The sequence below is a fragment of the Nonomuraea sp. NPDC050680 genome (assembly GCF_040654555.1).
GTDB lineage: Bacteria > Actinomycetota > Actinomycetes > Streptosporangiales > Streptosporangiaceae > Nonomuraea.
Window position 1 is genome coordinate 902221 of sequence record NZ_JBFAIF010000001.1, and the last position, 16550, is coordinate 918770.

A 16550-nucleotide genomic window follows, 5' to 3' on the forward strand; every position below is an offset into this window, starting at 1 on the left:
GCCGTCGCGCCACGACGGGCTAGCTCTCTGCTAGTAGGCACAGCCTCCTACCGCACTACGATGGGCGGGTGGAGCTACGCCAGCTGCGCTATTTCGTCGCGGTGGCCGAGGAGCTGAACTTCGGCCGCGCCGCGGCCCGGCTGCGCATCGCCGGCCCGTCGCTCTCCCAGCAGATCAAGGCGCTGGAGCGGGATCTGGGGGTGCGGCTGTTCGACCGCGACCGCCGCTCGGTCACGCTGACTCAGGCCGGGGAGGCGTTGCTGTCCCCGACCCGGGCGCTGCTCGAACAGGCCGACGAGTTGCGCCGGTCCGCGGCCCGCCTGTCCGCCCCCGAACCGGTCCGGCTCGGGTACGTCAACTGGCGGCCCCCCGACCTCGCCGCGCGCATGTCCGGCATCGCGCAACTGCACGTCGACGCGTGGGTCATGCCGTCACACACCCAGGCCGGCCGGGTCGCCGACGGCAGCATCGATCTGGCCATCTGCTGGGTTCAGACCGACGACCTGGCCGCCTACGACCTCGACGCTCGGCTGATCGGCGCGGATCGGCTCCACGCGATCTCCGCAGGCGCCGACACGTCCGTGGTCCGGGCCAGGGACACTCTGGTGCTGCTGGCTGCCGACACCGTCACCTGGGACTCCTGGAACCGCTACGCCAAGGAGTTCGCCCGCGACACCGGATCCCAGACCGTCCACATTGACGACGCCGGCATCACCGGCCCGGCGTTCTTCGACCACGTACGACGGCTGCGCCGCCCTGTCATCAACTCACCGAAAGGCCAGACCACGCCGCTGCCGCCCGATCTCGTCCGGCGACCGGTGGCCGACCCGTCGCCGTACTGGACCTGGGCCCTGGTGTGCCGCCACGTCGAGAAACGCGCCGCCGTACGAGCCGCCGTCGAAGCCCTGACCCGTGACGTCGGCAGGCTCGGCCTGGACGCCGACACGGCCTGGCTGCCGGCCGACGACCCGTTCCGCGCCACAGGGCCGACCGACGACTAGCTGGATGTGGGGACCGGCGATCACTCTGGAGTACCTGCTCAGCATCTTCACTGAGAAGCGGGTCGAGGTCGAACTGCGCTGAACGGGGCCGCCCCTGATCGGCCTTACGGTTTCCGGGGATATGGCGGATACTGCGGGCATGCGGTTGCTGGAGCGGGAACCGTCGCTGGCGGCGCTGGCTGAGTACGCGGCCGAGGCCAGGCAGGGTGCCGGGCGGCTGGTTCTGGTCTCGGGTGAGGCAGGCGTCGGGAAGTCGGCGCTGGTGGAGCGCTTCCAGGAAGAGCTGCCGGATGCCCGTTGGTCGTGGGGGATATGCGACGGGCTGTTCACTCCGCGGCCGCTCGGGCCGCTCTTCGACGTGGCGGACCAGCGTCGTGGCGCGCTGCTGGAGCTGTGTCGCGCGGGGGCCGGACGTGAGGAGTTGTTCCGTGGGCTGCTGCACGAGGTCAGCGAGCCCGGGGCCCTGAACGTGGTCGCGGTCGAGGACGTCCACTGGGCCGACGAGGCCACCCTGGACATGCTGCGGTTCCTCAGCCGGCGGCTGTGGAGCGCTCCGGTGCTGGTCATCGCCACTTACCGGGACGAGGGCCGGGCAGCGGATGACCTGTTCCGGGTCGCCTTGGGCGATCTGGCTTCGCAGCGGCCGACGCGGCGGATCGCGCTGGCGCCGCTGTCCGCCGACGCGGTGGGGCTGCTGGCCCGTGGGAGCGGGTGGGAGGCGTCCGCGCTGCACCGGCTGACCGGCGGGAACCCGTTCTACGTGACCGAGGTCGTACAGGCCGGGGTGACACAGGTGCCGCCGTCGGCGCGGGACGCGGTGCTGGCGCGGGCGACGCGCCTGGACGGCGGGTCCCGCCAGGTGCTGGACGTGGCGGCGCTGACCGGGACCAGGGTCGAGTCGCGATTACTGGAGTCGGTGACCGGCTGCCCGCCGTCCGCCCTGGACGAGCTGCTCGGGTGTGGGCTGGTGATCGAGGACGGCCCGTGGCTGAGGTTCCGGCATGAGATCGCGCGGCTGGCGGTGGCCGGGGCGGTCTCGGCGCATCGCGGCCGGGCCATTCACGGCCTCGTCCTGACCGCGCTGGCCGACCTGGGCTGTGATGACGAGGCCCGGATGGCCTTCCACGCCGAGGCGGCGGGCGATGCCGAGGCGGTTCTGCGTCACGCCCCCGCCGCCGCCCGCCGGGCGGCGTGGCTGGCCTCGCACCGTGAGGCCGCGGCGCAGTTCCGGCGGGCACTGCGGTTCGCGGACGGGGCGGACGCCTCGACGATCGCCAGGCTGTACGAGGGGCTGGCCGACGAGGCGGCGCTGCTCGACCAGTGGGAGGACGCGGCGGATGCCTGCGAGCACGCGCTGGCGCAGTGGCGCGAGGCGGGAGATCGGCTGCGGGAGGGCGATACGCTGCGGCGGCTGTCGCGCACCCTGTGGAACCTTGTCCGCGCGGATCAGGCGGTCGCCGCCGCCGAAGCCGCCGTGTCCGTCCTGGAACCACTCGGGCCGAGCGTCGAGCTGGCCTGGGCGTACGCCATCTTCGCCAACCGGCGCATGCTGCAGGCCCAGCACGACGCGGCGATCGGCCTGGCGCGGCGGGCGCAGACGATCGCCGAGGGTCTGGGTGCCACCGACGTACTCAGCGACGTGCTCAACACCATGGCCGCGTCGGCCGCGGCCAAGGGCGAGGACTGGGTGGGGGGCATGCGCCGGGCGTTGGACCTCGCTCTGGCCGGGCACCACCAAGATCAGGCGGGCCGGGCGTTCGCGAACTTCTGCGCCACGTACGTGAGCGAGCGGCAGTTCGCCGAAGCCGAGCCGTTACTGCTCGAGGGCCTCGCCTATTGCGATGAGCGGGATCTCACCACGTACGCGATGCACCTGCGTAGCGAGCAGGCCACCATGCTGGAGCGGACGGGACGCTGGGACGAGGCGGTGACGCTCTGCGCCGAGATCCTCGCCACCACACCGCTCTCCTCGTGCAGCCGGTTGTGCATCGTGCGCAAGCTCGGCGCGATCCACGCCCGCCGTGGCGAGCCCGGCGTCTGGGAGTATCTCGACGAGGCGGCCGAGATCGCCGACCGTACCTGCGAACCGCAGCAGATCGTGCCCGTCCGGCTCACCCGCGCCGAGGCGTACTGGCTGGAGGGGAAGGCGGACCACGCCCGCCGGGAGGCCGAACTGGCCGCGGCCGCCTCCGACGGGTGCGACGCGTGGGATCTCGGCGCGGTCGCCGTCTGGCTGCGGCGGACCGGCTCTCGCCGCCCGGCGCATGGCGCGCACGCCGAGCCCTACCGGCTGGAGCTCGGCGGGGACGCCACGAAGGCCGCGCATGCCTGGACCGAGCTGCGCTCCCCGTATGACGCCGCGCTGGCCCTGGCGCACGCCCCACGGGAACGGGAACTCCGTCAGGCCCTGGAGATCCTCACCGGCCTCGGCGCCTTTTCCGCCACCCGCGTCGTCAGGCGCAAACTACGCGAACTCGGCGCCCGGTCACTCCCCGCCGGGCCGCGCGCGGCGACCCGAGGGCATCCGTTCGGGCTGACCCGGCGCGAACACGAAGTGCTCGCCCTGCTCTGCGCCCGGTGCACCAACGCCGAGATCGCCGCGAAGCTCTTCATCTCCGCCAAGACGGTCGGTCACCACGTCTCGTCCATCCTCGCCAAACTGGGCGCCCCGAGCCGCAACGCCGCCGCCGACCAGGCCATCAGGCTCGGCCTGGCCGAAAGGGAACCCAGGGCGGAAAGTTAGGTATCGCCCGCCGCAATATAGGGATCGGCCGCCGATCCCCACCGCCACCCCGCCCCCGTACGGTCGAGGCACTCACCACGGCACGGGGACTCACCACGGCACGGGGACTCATCACGGCACGGGGACTCATCACGGCACGGGGACTCATCACGGCGATAAGGGGGACGGCATGGCGCGGCGTACCAGCCCGTCTGTCATAGACATGCGGCCGATTGTCATGGACATGGACATGCGGCCGATCACCAGCGACGGTCGCGCCGACCTGCTCATGGAACTGCTGCGGCGCATCATCGACCTGGTCGAGCCCACGGACTCGCGGGCCGAGCGCTGCCTGCTGGAACTGGGCGCCCTGCTGGCACGGCAGGATCACCCGCCGGCCGAAGGTAGCGGCCGGTCGGCCGTGTCCTGCCACCGCTGGGGACGGCAATGGCGGATCGAGCTGGCCGGCCGGATCGCCTACGTCGACCACAGCGTGGGCATGAACCACCTGGCGCTCCTGCTGGCCAACCCGTACCAGGAGATCTCCGCCCTCGAACTGGCCGCCGGCTCCGCGCTCCCCGGACAATCGACGGGCCGGGACGGCGAGAGCGCCCAGCCGGTACTCGACGACCTGGCCAAACGCCGCTACATGCAGCGGCTGTCGCACCTGCGGGCCGAGATCGACGAGCTCGAGTCGATGAACGACTCGGAACGGGTCGCCGCGGTACGCGCCGAGCGCGACTGGTTGCTCGACGAGCTGGCCGCGGCCACCGGCCTCGGCGAGCGGACCCGCCACTTCACCGGCAGCGCCGAACGCGCCAGGGTCGCGGTGGGCAAGGCTATCAGGCGTACGTTGAACCGCATAGCGGAGGCCGATCCGATCATCGGCGACGAACTAAGCACCACCGTACAAACGGGCATGCGCTGCTGCTACCAACCCAGTTGGCCGAGATGACCGCAGGCGGTCATGACCTAGGCGGATCGACGACGAAGGCAACCACCGGCGGACCGCGTTCGACCTGAGCGGCAGGGTGACGCGTGTCACGTCGCGTGATGTCACGCCTCAACCGTCCGCGGTGTCCTGAGGGCATGACCGAACACAACACATCCCACAAGGTCGTGGTCATCGGTGGCGGTTACGCCGGAACGCTCGCGGCCAACCGTCTGCGGATGCGCGACGACGTCGACATCACGCTGGTCAATCCGCGCCCGGAGTTCGTCGAACGCATCCGGCTGCACCAGTTCGTGGCCCGTACCGGCGACCCCACGATCGACTACGGCACACTGCTCGGCGAGGGCATCCGCCTGGTCGTCGACAGCGTCACGCGCATCGACGCCGCCGCCCGCGCCGTGCGGCTGGCGTCCGGCCGTACCCTGGACTACGACTACGTCATCTACGCGGTCGGCAGCACCAGGGCCGTACGACCAGCGGTGCCCGGCGCGGCCGAATTCGCATTCGACATCGCGGAATTCGAGGACGCGCAGCGGCTGCGCGCCCGGCTGGAGGAATTGCCCCTCGATGCTCCGATCACCGTGGTCGGCGGCGGATTGACCGGCATCGAGACGGCCGCCGAGCTGGCCGAGCAAGGGCGCGGGGTCACGCTCGTGTGCGGCCGGACCCTGGCACCGACATTCAGCGCATCGGGTCGCCGATACATCGCCAAATGGCTGTCCCGGCACGGTGTCGTGGTGCTCCAGGACGCCGTGGTGAGCGAGGTGCGGCCGGACGCGGTCGTCGTCGCCGACGGTGCCGTGCGTACGAGCGCGCTGACCATCTGGACGGCCGGTTTCGGTGTGCCGGAGCTGGCGGCGGCGAGTGGGCTGCGCACCGACGCGCTCGGCCGGTTGCTCACCGACGAGACGCTGACCAGTGTCGACGACGACCGCATTGTCGCGGCCGGCGACGCCGCCGCACCGTCGGGCCAGCCGCTGCGGATGAGCGGCTACGCCGCCGGGCCGCTCGGGGCACAGGCCGCCAACACCGTGCTGAGCCGCATCGCGGGGACCGAACCGGCGGTGCTCGACCTGGCCTTCACGGGGGCGTGCGTCAGCCTCGGCCGGCACGCCGGCATACGACAGCTCGCCCGCAAGGACGACACCGCGGTGAACATCTACATCGGCGGCCGCATGGGCGCGGCGATCAAGGAGGTGACCTGCAAGTTCGTGGTGTCGAAGCGGATCCGCGGCGAGGCCCGCAAGCCGGGCTCCATGAGCTGGCCCAAGGGCGGCCCGCGTCCCGAGCAGCCGGCCTCCGCCACACGGGTGGTCACCTCCCCGTGAACACCGACGAGCACGCCGAGCGGTTCACCCTGTTGCGGCCGCTGCTGTTCACGATCGTCTACGAGATACTCGGCTCGGCGATCGAATCCGACGACGTGCTGCAGGAGGCCTATCTGCGGTGGGCCAACGTGGATCTCGCGACGGTACGGGACACCAAGTCGTATCTTGCACAGCTGGTGACCCGTCAGGCGCTCAACGCCTTGCGGGCGAGCGCGCGCCGTCGTGAGGACTACGTCGGCCCGTGGCTGCCCGAGCCGCTGCTGCTCGACGAGAACGACGCCTCGACCGATCTGGTGCTCGCCGAGTCGGTGTCGATGGCGATGCTCGTGCTACTCGAAACCCTCACCCCCGATGAGCGCGCGGTGTTCGTGCTGCGCGAGGTGTTCGGCTTCGACTACCGCGGCATCGCCACAGCGGTGGGCAAATCCGCGGCGACGGTGCGCCAGGTGGCGCACCGCGCCCGCGAGCACGTACAGGCGCGGCGTAAGCGCTTCGAGCCCGTCGACGCCGCGACGACCGCGCAGATCACCGAGCAGTTCATGACCGCGGCGTCCACCGGCGACCTGGAAGGGCTGCTCTGGCTGCTCGCGCCGGACGTCGCCTGGACCGCCGACAGCGGCGGCAAGGTCACGGCGGCGCGCCGGCCGGTGGTGGGCGCGGAGAAGGTGGCCGCGGTCATCATGAACTTGTTCCGCCAGGAGCGGCGAGGGGATCTGCGGGCCGAGATGGTCAACTGCAACAACACGCCCGCGATGGCGTTCAGCGGCGAGCGTCTGGAAGGCGTCTTCCTGATCGAGATCGCCGATGGGAAGATCACCAATTTCTACGCCATTCGCAACCCAGACAAACTTCTCGCGGTGGCGGTTCCGCGCCAGATCAGCCGTTAGGTGATGGCTGGCGACCAGCATGTACAGATGTCCATCAGCAGCAGGCTGCGCAAGGGGAGTTTTCGTGCATGATGTAGTGATCGTGGGCGCCGGCCCGGTCGGTCTGTTCCTTGCCTGCGAGCTCGGCCTCGCGGGCTGCTCCGTCCTGGTGCTCGAGCGGGAGCCGGAGCGCCACTCCCCGTGGAAGGCGTACCCGCTCGGGATGCGGGGCCTGTCGGCCACGTCGGTGGAGGCGTTCTACCGCCGCGGGATGCTGCACCCGCTCCTGACGGCCTCAGGCGTCCCTTCCGGCGGGAACCCCGGCACGGACGAGCCGTCACCCCCTCGCAACGTGGGCCACTTCGCCGGCATGATGCTCGATCCGGCCAAGGTCGACGTCGCCGCCCTGCCGTTCCGGCTGCCCAGCCCGGCACCGGAGTCCATGTTGACAAGCCTCGAAGCGGTCGAGGCGGTGCTGTCCGAGCGGGCGGCCAAGCTCGGTGTGCAGATCAGGCGCGGCGTCACGGTCTCAGCCGTCGCGCAGACCGATGAGAGCGTGGTCGCGCGAGCCGGCGAGCACGAGTACGCGGCGCGCTGGCTCGTCGGCTGCGATGGCGGCCGCAGCACGGTGCGCGGGCTCGCGGGCTTCGACTTCGTCGGCACCGAACCGCAGTTCACCGGCTACACCATGCTCGCCACCATCGCCGATCCCGAGAAGCTACGCCCCGGATTCAACCCGACCGCGACCGGCATGTACATCCAGATGGCCGCGGAGGGGCACATCGGCATGCTGGACTTCGACGGCGGCACCTTCGATCGCTCGCAGCAGCCGACTCGCGACCATCTCCAGGCGGTTCTGCGCCGGGTGTCCGGCACCGACGTGACGCTGAAAGATGTCCATCTCGCCTCGAGCTTCACCGATCGGGCGATGCAGACGACGACCTACCGGCAGGGACGCGTCCTGCTCGCGGGCGACGCCGCCCACATCCACCCACCCTTTGGCGGGCAGGGGCTCAACACCGGCGTCGGCGACGCCCTGAACCTGGGCTGGAAGCTCGCGGCGACCGTACACGGAGACGCGCCGGACGAACTTCTCGACACCTACACCCGCGAACGCCACCCGATCGGCGCCTGGGTGCTCGACTGGACGCGCGCCCAGACAGCGGTCATGCGGCCGGACCCGCACGCCCAGGCGATCCAAGCAGTGATCCGCGACCTGCTCGGGACCCGTGACGGAACCACCTACGCGTTCGAGAAGATCTCGGGATGGTCGCTCCGTTACGACCTCGGCAGCGAGCAGCCGCCCCTGGTCGGCCGCAACGCCCCGGACCTGCACCTTGAGGACGGCACTCGCCTCGGCGACCTGATGCGGGACGGGCGAGGCGTCGCACTCGATTTCAGCACCGACCGACGCCTGCACGACTCAGCGATGGGCTGGCAGAGCCGGATACGGTACGCGGCCGGCCCGGCGAGAAACGACCTCGGATTCGGGGCCGTACTCGTCCGACCCGACGGCATAGTCGCCTGGGCAGGCGATCGCGACCCTGATCGTGCAGCGTTCGAACGAGCCGCCGGCCATTGGTTCGGCGATCCAGCGTGATAGACGTTGCGGCGTCACCCGCCGGCCGAAGGTACCGGCCGGTCGGCCGCGTCCTGCCACCGCTGAGGACGACTGCCGGAGAGGGCTGTTCGTGGTGGCCCCAATCGTGCTGTGGTGACGAGAAAGGGGCCCAACCTGGAGAAGGGCTGGGTCCCTTCCTTCGTGTCTATAGGTGGTGCCTGAAACAGCCGAGCAGCCCCCACAGAACGGCGCCGCCGGCGGCGAGACCGGTCAGGAGTGCGGCGGGCCACGTGGAGCCGTCCGCGAGCATGAGAGCGGTCGCGATGCTGGTGGAGGCGACTATCGCGAGCGCTATAAGAAGCGCACGTTGCAAGTCCATACGAACCAACTCCTATCCGACGAAGAACCCCATCCGAAGCAGGCTCCATGCGCGCTGTGCGCAGTGGACGCCGTCCGGGGTGGATCCAGTAGGAGAAGGCCCTCTACCTGGCACGATACGGGGCCTTGCCGTACGAGCCCCCGTTTTCGCGCAGTTTTGACATTGGCGTGTCCCAACGAAAACGCGCCCTACCGACGCTGGACACGGGCATGCTCACGATCAGGCCAACCTATGATCACGACTCAGCCGGTGGCTCGAACCACCGATCTCAAGACACGCCGCGGACCATGAACACGTCCACCGGATCCTCGGACTCCAGGGTGAACCCGTGCCGCTCGTACAGCCGCCGGGCAGGACTTCCCTGCAGGACGTTCAACCGGACAGGGACACCGTCACGGTCGCACCGGTCCAACAGCTCGCGCAGGACGCCCGAGCCGATGCCGGAACCCTGTAGGTGCGGGGCCAGGTAGAAGTGCTCCAGCCAGCGAGTGTCCTCGGCTTCCCGTAGCGCCACGCAGCCGGCGAACTCGCCGCCGACCTCGATCACCCAGGTGTGCGACGGTTCGTAGGCGTCCCGCATTCGCTGCCGTACTCGGTGCTCGTCGTACCGGCCGAGCCGCTCCAGATCCGCCCGCATCACCACGGCGCGTAGCTCGACCATCGCCTCGATGTCCACCGCCAAAGCCCGCCGAATACCCCAATCCACCATGATGTGGCACTTTACGGCACGCTGTGGGGCTCTCGCAGCCAGGGATGCGGTGGTCAGGGAGACCTCGGTTGACGCACGTTACGCGCGCCAATTTTCGGCCATCGCCAGGAAGGTAGTCCAGGACATTAACCGGACAATTCAGGAGGGCATTTTGTCCGGTGACCATTCCGGTCCTCCCGCCTATGCTCTGCTCTCATGGAGAACGTGGAGACCACGGAGGCCACGGTGAAAGAGACGGTTCTCGGCCTTCAGCGGCAGTTCGACGCGGCAGAGCTGGCCGCCGACGCCGGACGCCTGCGCGAGTTACTGGCCGACGACTTCCAGTCGATCGGGCCCAAGGGGTACGTGCTCGACAAGGAGCAGTGGATCGGGCGCCACGCCCAATTCCAGTACCACGCCCTGGACACCAGCCAGATCGACATCCGGATGTACGGTGACGCCGCCATCGTGCGCAACGTGCAGAGCAACCAGGCGACCTCTCACGGCCGGGCGGTCGCGCTGCGGGTACGGGTGTCCCAGACGTGGGTCAGGCAGGAGGGCTCGTGGCGGCTGGCGGGCATCCAGTTCAGCCCGATGGCCGACGACGCATAGCCCGACCCCGCCCCCGTTCCCGGGCATGCCGCCCGATGCCCGGTAAACGTCCGGGCCCAATGTCCGGTAAATGTCCGGTTGCTGTCCTGGCCCCGATAGTTCGCCGGGATAGAGGATGAACGCAACTGCGCGATCCCCCGAGGCGGTAAACGACGATGACGACACAGACGATCCCGCCACTCGGCGGCCGGGTGCTGCGGCACTGGCCGGTTCTGGTCGGGGTCGGGACCGCCGTACTCATGATCCTGGACCTGGCCACGGGCCTCGAACTGGCGAAGGTGCTGGCCGCCTCGGCGGTGGTGTACCTGGGCGCGGCCGCGTTCGGGAAACCCGCCTCGACCTGGCCCGTGTTCTTCCTGACCTTCTCCGTCATCCTGGCCGCGGAGCTCATCGATGACGACTTCGAGGCGACCTGGGCGGTGCTGGGCCTGGGCGTCCTGCTGGGCGGCTACGGTCTCCTGCGTGGCTACGGCCCCCTGCGCGGTACCCGGCCTGAGCCCGGTGGGCTGCCGTTACAGCTGATCGCCATGCTCGGTTTCGGCGCCGCGGCCACGATCGCGCTGTTCGTCAACCCGACGGCCGGCAGCTACCTGGTGGCGCTGGGCCTGCTCTGCCACGCCGCATGGGACGTCTACCACTACCGGGCGAACAGGGTGGTGACCCGGTCACTCGCCGAGTTCTGTCTCATGCTCGACACCACCCTGGCCGTGGCGATCATCGCTCTGACGGCGACGGCCTGACCCCGGAGGAACGACAGCCGATGAACCTTCTCAAGGACCGGGTCGCCCTGGTCACCGGCAGCTCCCGAGGGATCGGCGCGGCCATCGCGACCACGTTCGCGCAGGCCGGGGCCCGGATCGCGCTGCACGGCCGGGACGAGGCCGCGCTCGCCGCGGTCCAGGCACGCATCGACGGCCTCGGCGGCGAGGCCATCAGCGTGACCGGGGACGTCACCGTCGCCGACGACCTCACCCAGATTCGCGAAGAGATCCTCGACCGGTACGGCCGCGTCGACGTGCTGGTCGTCAACGCCGGCAGCTCGGACAGCCGCCCCATGCCCATCGAGGACATCACGGAGGAGAGCTGGCGGGCCGACATCGACCGGAACCTGACCGGCACCTTCCTGACCGTCAAGTGCTTCCTGCCCGGCATGAAGGAGCGCGGGACCGGCAACATCATCACCCTGTCCTCGGCGGCCGGGCGTAAGCCGAGTGAACGGACGATCGTCGCGTACGCCGCGGCGAAGGCCGGTGTGCAGCTCTTCACCCAGGATCTGGCCGCCCAGGTGGGCCCGTACGGCATCCGCGCCAACTGCCTCGCCCCAGAGACGATCCTCACCGAGACGAACCAGCAATGGCTACCGGCCGACGTCCAGCGCTCGCTGGCCGAGTCACACCCGCTGCGGCGGCTCGGCACGCCCGAGGACGTCGCCCGGGCCGCGCTTTTCCTCGCCTCCGACGACTCCAGCTGGATCACCGGCGTCATCGTCGACATCGCCGGTGGCGCGGTGCTGGTGTGACCCGTGATCAGTGGCTCACGACGACGCCGGGCGGAAGACGGGGACCGCTTCGCCGCCCTCCGGGTGCTCGAAGGCGACGCGGACCGGCAGGCCGTCGTACACCTCCTCGGGCGCGGCACCGGTGATCTGGAGCTGCAGCCACGGCTCCTCCTCCAGCTCGACGATCGCGACCACGATCGGCGGCGCGCCCTTGGTGTGCACCACCGACCAGCTCACCACCGACCCCGTCCCGGCCGCGGCCGTCCAGGACAGCTCGGGTGAGCCGCACCGCGGGCACGTACGCGCCTGCGGAGCGGAGAAGGCGCCGCACTGATCGCAGTGCCGGATCAACAGTTCGCCGCGCGCGGTGCCGTCGAAGAACTCGGCGGTGGCCGCGTCACGGTGGACGATTCCCACGGGCATCGGCATGCTCCTATCGCGCGTGCGGGCTGAGGATGAGGGTGGAGTGGTGGTCGAGTACGCCGCCGTTGCCGCTGACCAGCACCATGTCGTTGCGCGGCGCCTGACGGTCGCCGCCCTGGCCACGGGCCTGGATGACGGCCTCCGACAGCGGGGTCATCCCCCACATGTAATAGGAGGAGAGCTGGCCACCGCCGGTATTGACGGCCAGCGTCCCCTCCGGTCCCAGTACGCCGCCGGCGACGAAGGGGCCGCCCTCGCCCTTGGCGCAGAATCCGTAGTCCTCCAGGGAGATGAGCGCGGTGTAGGTGTAGCAGTCGTACAGCTCGGCGACGTCGATGTCCTCGATCGACACCCCGGCCATCTTCAGCGCCGTCGGCCCTGACAGGGCGGCACCGCTGACCAGGCCGAACTCGCTGTCCCTGCCCATGACATACCCCGGGTGCCCCTGTCCCCAGCCGCGGATGTGCACGGCGGGCTGGGCGAGGTCGGCGGCCCGGTCTGCGGAGGTGACGATGACCGCGACGCCGCCGTTGCTGACCAGGCAGCAGTCGAGGAGGTGGAACGGCTCGGCGATCCATCGGGAGTTCTGGTGGTCCTCGATGGTGATCGGGTCCCGCATCTGGGCCAGGGGGTTCCTGGCCGCCCAGGCGCGCTGCGCGACGGCTATGTGTCCCAGTTGCTCGCTGGTCGTGCCGTACTTCCGCATGTGCCGGCGGGCGGCCAGCGCGTACATGGTGTTGGCGCTGTAGATCCCCGAAGCCGCGGTCAGGCCCTGCCAGCCGGCCAGTCTGCGGCCCGCGCCGGCGTAGGCCGCGCCGCCCCCGGACGCCTTGTCCTTGAGCGGCGCGTCGGCGAAGACGCAGGCCACGATGTCGGCCATGCCGGAGGAGACGGCCATGGCGGCGTACTGGACCATGGCGCCGGCCGACGAGCCGTACGCCTGCACCTCCGACAGCAGGCGGAGCTCGCGCAGCCCCAGGTCCCGCTGGAGGCTCAGCCCGACGTCGGCGGTGAGGCCGGTGTTGGTCAGCAGGCCGTCCACCTGGCGCAGGTCGAGACCGGCGTCGGCGGCGGCGAGCCGTACCGCCTCGGCGGCGAACTCGGGCGCGCTCCGGCCGTAGACCTTGCCCATCTCGGTGATGCCGAGACCGGCGATGACCGACGTGGCGTTCATCGTCCCTCCCAAACCGGGGCGCGCTTCTCGGCGAAGGCGCGTGGCCCCTCCTTGGCGTCCGCCGACCGCATGAGCGCGGCGCTCTCGGCGGCGCTCCGCTCCCAGGCGGCCTGCTCGGACGGGATGGTGCCGTCGGAGATGCCGCGCGCGATCCGCTTGCTGGCCTGCACCGACAGCGGGGCGTTCGCGCTGACCGTCTCGGCCAGGGCGAACGCGGCGGTCAGCACCTCGGCCCGCGGTACGACCCGGTTGACCAGGCCGAGCCGCAGCGCGTCGGCGGCGGTGACGGGCTCGCCGGTCAGCAGGATCTCCATGGCGACCTTCGTGGGCAGCTGCGCGGCCAGCCGGAACGCGCCGCCCGCGCCCGCGAGGATGCCGCGCTTGACCTCCGGCAGCCCGAACGCGGCGGTCTCGGCGGCCACCACCAGGTCGGCCCACAGGGCGATCTCGGTGCCGCCGCCGAGCGCGAACCCGTTGACGGCGGCGATGACCGGCTTGGCGATGGGATGCGTGACACATCCGGCGAATCCCCAGTGCGGCTTGAGCCCCAGCCCTTCGGTGGCGAACTCCCCGCGGGCCACCGCCTTCAGGTCGGCACCGGCGCAGAACGCCTTGTCACCCGCCCCGGTCAGCACCACGGCACGCACCGACGCGTCCGCGTCCGCCTCGTCCAGGGCCTCACCGACGGCGCGGGTCAGCTCCGCGTTCACGGCGTTGCGGACCTCGGGCCGGTTCAATGTGATCAACACGATGTGGTCGCGGCGCTCGACGAGCGCGGCGGGCTCACCCATGGTCAACTCCTCTTACCTTCATCACTCTGTACGGGTGCTTCTTCCAGCACGTCCGCGTCGATGAGCGCCTGGATCTCGGACTCGGCCAGGCCGAGCAGCTTGGCGGCCACCACTCGCGTGTGCTCCCCCGCCAGCGGCGCGGGGCGCAGCTCGGGGTCGGCGACGCCGCGGAAGGTCGCCGGGGCGTTCTCGGTACGCAGGGCGTGCTCGATGTAGGGATGGCGCATCTCCCGCAGGAACCCGCGGGCGGTGAGCTGGGGGTCGTCGAGATACTCGATGACGCGGTGCATCATCCCGGCGGGCACCCCGGCCTCCTGCAGCCGCTCCATGGCCGCTCGCGGCGGGGTGGCGGCCGTCCACTCGGCCACGGCCGCGTCCACGAGGTCGCGGTGCGCGCGGCGGCCCGCGGCGGTGGCCAGCCGCGCGTCGGCGCGCAGGTCGGCGCGGCCGATCACCGTGCACAGGCCCCGCCACTGCTCGTCGCCGTCGACGCTCACCACGCACCACTCGTCGTCGCCCGCGCACGGGTAGACCCCCTGGGGCGCGTCCCACTCGCCGCTGTTGCCGTGGGCGGTGAACGAGCCGGGTTCGAGTGATTCGCGCAGGAAGCCGGTGGACAGCTGGGTGAGGATCGTCTCGGCCTGGGCGACGCTGACCGTGCCGCCCTTCCCGGTACGCCGCCGCTCGATGAGCGCGGCGAGCACGGCGACGGCGCCGACCCGCGCGGCGATGTGGTCGGGATAGATGGTGATGCCGTCGCAGAACCCGGCCTCGACCTCGGTGTCCCGCCAGAGCCCGGTCAGCCCGGCGGAGGCGCGGACGAGCGGGCCGTAGCCCATGCGCCTGCTCCACGGACCGGTCGGGCCCAGGGCGCTGCTGTCGGCCATGATGACGCCGGGGTTCAGCTCGCTGATGACGTCATAGCCGAGACCCAGCGACTCCAGCGTGCCCGGCTTGAAGTTGGACAGGATGACGTCGGAGCCGGCGGCGAGCCGCTTGAACAGCTCCAGGCCCTCGGGTGAGCGGAGGTTGATCCCGGCGCTGAGCTTGTTGCGGTGGCCCCAGGCGAAGCCGACGCTGATGACCTCGTCGCCGAGCGACTGGCGGCTGCCGTCCGGGTAGGCCCGGCTCTCGATCTTGATGACCTCGGCGCCCTGGTCGGCGAGCAACCGGCCCAGCTCCGCGCCGACCACGATGACGCCCAGGTCCAGCACCCTCAGCCCGTCGAGGGGCCGCCGCGGCGCGACCTCGGCCGACTCGGAGGCTGTGCCGGAGGTGACCGGCCCACCAGGCGCCACCTCGGCGAAGACCTCGTCGTCGTGCTCCCCCGGCTCGGGGGCCCGGTGCCGGAACCCGGCCCGTGCACCGTTCACCTCGACATACCCGGACGGCACACGGCCGGTCAGCCCGGGGGCGACCTCGGCGTCGAGCAGGCTTTCCCGCGCGCGGAAGTGCGGGCTGTCGAGCACCTCGCCGGGGTCGAGCAGCGCCGCGATCGGCACGCCGCGCTCCTGACCTTGGGCCACGAGCTCGTCCCTGGTCCGGTCTCTGAACAGCTCGCCCATGAGGACGCGCAGCCGCTCAGCGGCGCCGAATCGGGCGCCAATGCTGTCGTACTTGGGGTCGGCGAACTCCGCCGGCTCCCCCAGCCAGCCGAACATCCCGCGCCACTGGCGTTTGGCCAGCACGCAGATCCGGACGTATCCATCGGCGCACGGGAAGATCGGGTAGAGGTCGCCCGCCTGCGGACGGCCGCGCGGCAGCCGGGTGGCCGGGACCCCGCCGGTGGCCGAGCCGCCCATGCCGAAGCCCGGGTCCAGAACCTGGGCGGTCATCTCGTACACCGAGCAGTCGACGTGATCGCCGCGGCCGGTGTCGAGCCGGTTCAGGTACGCCAGCAGGCCCGCCCATGCGGCCTGGACGGCCGCCGACTCGTAGGCCAGCGGGCCGGGCGGCATGACCGGCTCACGGCCGGGGATGCCGGAGCGCGACAGCACCCCGCCCAGCGCCATGTGCGTCCAGTCGGTGCCGATCCAGTCCCGGTACGGGCCGGTCTGCCCGAAGTCGGTGATCGAGACGACGACCAGCGCCGGATTGCGTGCGTGCAGCGCATCCGCGCCCAGACCGAGGGCGTCGAGGGTGCCGGGGCGTTCGGTCTCGATGAGGAAGTCCGCCCCGGCGGCCAGGTCGAGCAGCCGGTCACGGCCGGCGGGGTCGCGCGGGTCCAGGGTGACGCCGCGCTTGTTGGCGTTGTGTGTGGCGAAGTAGAGGCTCACGCCGTCGTGGACCGGTTCGCGGTGCCGGGTCGGCGCGCCGCCGGGCGGTTCGACCCGGATGACGTCGGCGCCGAGGTCGGCGAGGAAGCGGCCGCACATCTCGGCCTTGCCGTCGGCCAGATCGATGACCCGAAGACCGGCGAGGGGAAGGCCCCTGGCTGCGGGCATGGTGAATCACCCCACGGTGTGAAGGATGCGCGAGTACGCCGGACATGACCTGTCGCGGCGGAGGATCCCGGCCCGCGAGCGGCGGTTCAGGGCCGCGCGCCAGGATCGTCG

General features: G+C 70.9%; 15 protein-coding genes. 9 read left to right on the forward strand and 6 right to left on the reverse strand.

Annotated features, from left to right (window positions below; all coding sequences use genetic code 11):
- The first annotated feature begins 68 nt into the window (after positions 1 to 68).
- The 6 genes from AB0H88_RS04270 to AB0H88_RS04295 all read left to right on the forward strand — a co-directional run bounded on the left by AB0H88_RS04270 (position 69) and on the right by AB0H88_RS04295 (position 8469).
- Positions 69 to 1001: a LysR family transcriptional regulator gene (locus AB0H88_RS04270; protein WP_357641109.1), complete on the forward strand. Its 933-nt coding sequence runs from the start codon at positions 69 to 71 to the stop codon at positions 999 to 1001.
- Between the two features lie 121 nt (positions 1002 to 1122).
- On the forward strand, positions 1123 to 3744 hold the full coding sequence (locus tag AB0H88_RS04275) for an AAA family ATPase (protein WP_357641111.1): 2622 nt from the start codon (positions 1123 to 1125) through the stop codon (positions 3742 to 3744).
- 169 nt (positions 3745 to 3913) lie between these two features.
- Positions 3914 to 4678, forward strand: coding sequence for a hypothetical protein (locus AB0H88_RS04280; protein ID WP_357641113.1), 765 nt, complete (start codon positions 3914 to 3916; stop codon positions 4676 to 4678).
- A gap of 134 nt (positions 4679 to 4812) precedes the next feature.
- Positions 4813 to 6003 carry an FAD-dependent oxidoreductase gene (locus AB0H88_RS04285; RefSeq protein WP_357641115.1) on the forward strand — a complete coding sequence of 397 codons (1191 nt, stop codon included), beginning with the start codon at positions 4813 to 4815 and terminating at the stop codon, positions 6001 to 6003.
- Positions 6000 to 6890: an RNA polymerase sigma factor SigJ gene (sigJ, locus tag AB0H88_RS04290; protein ID WP_357641117.1), complete on the forward strand. Its 891-nt coding sequence runs from the start codon at positions 6000 to 6002 to the stop codon at positions 6888 to 6890. Before AB0H88_RS04285 ends, sigJ begins: the two co-directional genes overlap by 4 nt.
- 64 nt (positions 6891 to 6954) lie before the next feature.
- Entirely contained in the window at positions 6955 to 8469 is a 1515-nt protein-coding gene (locus tag AB0H88_RS04295; protein ID WP_357641118.1) for an FAD-dependent monooxygenase, read from the forward strand.
- A gap of 166 nt (positions 8470 to 8635) precedes the next feature.
- On the opposite strand, the gene AB0H88_RS04300 is transcribed toward AB0H88_RS04295, so the two are convergent.
- Positions 8636 to 8809: a hypothetical protein gene (locus tag AB0H88_RS04300; RefSeq protein ID WP_357641120.1), complete on the reverse strand. Its 174-nt coding sequence runs from the start codon at positions 8807 to 8809 to the stop codon at positions 8636 to 8638.
- Positions 8810 to 9077: 268 nt separating this feature from the next.
- A complete protein-coding gene (locus AB0H88_RS04305) occupies positions 9078 to 9518 on the reverse strand; it encodes a GNAT family N-acetyltransferase (protein WP_357641122.1) in 441 nt (146 codons plus the stop codon).
- 195 nt (positions 9519 to 9713) lie between these two features.
- On the opposite strand from AB0H88_RS04305, the gene AB0H88_RS04310 reads away from it, so the two are divergent.
- From AB0H88_RS04310 to AB0H88_RS04320, 3 genes are all read left to right on the forward strand, one after another.
- Complete coding sequence (locus AB0H88_RS04310; protein WP_357641124.1) at positions 9714 to 10109, forward strand: nuclear transport factor 2 family protein; 396 nt, start codon at positions 9714 to 9716, stop codon at positions 10107 to 10109.
- Between the two features lie 155 nt (positions 10110 to 10264).
- Entirely contained in the window at positions 10265 to 10849 is a 585-nt protein-coding gene (locus tag AB0H88_RS04315; protein ID WP_357641126.1) for a hypothetical protein, read from the forward strand.
- Between the two features lie 20 nt (positions 10850 to 10869).
- Positions 10870 to 11628: a glucose 1-dehydrogenase gene (locus AB0H88_RS04320; protein WP_357641128.1), complete on the forward strand. Its 759-nt coding sequence runs from the start codon at positions 10870 to 10872 to the stop codon at positions 11626 to 11628.
- 15 nt (positions 11629 to 11643) lie between these two features.
- Here the strand turns inward: AB0H88_RS04320 and AB0H88_RS04325 are convergent, their stop codons facing one another.
- Genes AB0H88_RS04325 through AB0H88_RS04340 form a run of 4 tightly spaced genes read right to left on the reverse strand, consistent with a single transcriptional unit; the run spans position 11644 to position 16439 of the window.
- Positions 11644 to 12030 carry an OB-fold domain-containing protein gene (locus AB0H88_RS04325; RefSeq protein ID WP_357641130.1) on the reverse strand — a complete coding sequence of 129 codons (387 nt, stop codon included), beginning with the start codon at positions 12028 to 12030 and terminating at the stop codon, positions 11644 to 11646.
- A gap of 10 nt (positions 12031 to 12040) precedes the next feature.
- The gene (locus AB0H88_RS04330; RefSeq protein WP_357641132.1) at positions 12041 to 13204 is read right to left on the reverse strand and encodes a thiolase family protein; all 1164 of its coding nucleotides are present in this window, start codon (positions 13202 to 13204) and stop codon (positions 12041 to 12043) included.
- A complete protein-coding gene (locus AB0H88_RS04335; protein WP_357641133.1) occupies positions 13201 to 13995 on the reverse strand; it encodes a crotonase/enoyl-CoA hydratase family protein in 795 nt (264 codons plus the stop codon). The genes AB0H88_RS04330 and AB0H88_RS04335 overlap by 4 nt, the downstream gene beginning before the upstream one ends.
- 2 nt (positions 13996 to 13997) lie before the next feature.
- Positions 13998 to 16439: a CoA transferase gene (locus AB0H88_RS04340; protein WP_357641136.1), complete on the reverse strand. Its 2442-nt coding sequence runs from the start codon at positions 16437 to 16439 to the stop codon at positions 13998 to 14000.
- Positions 16440 to 16550 lie beyond the last annotated feature (111 nt).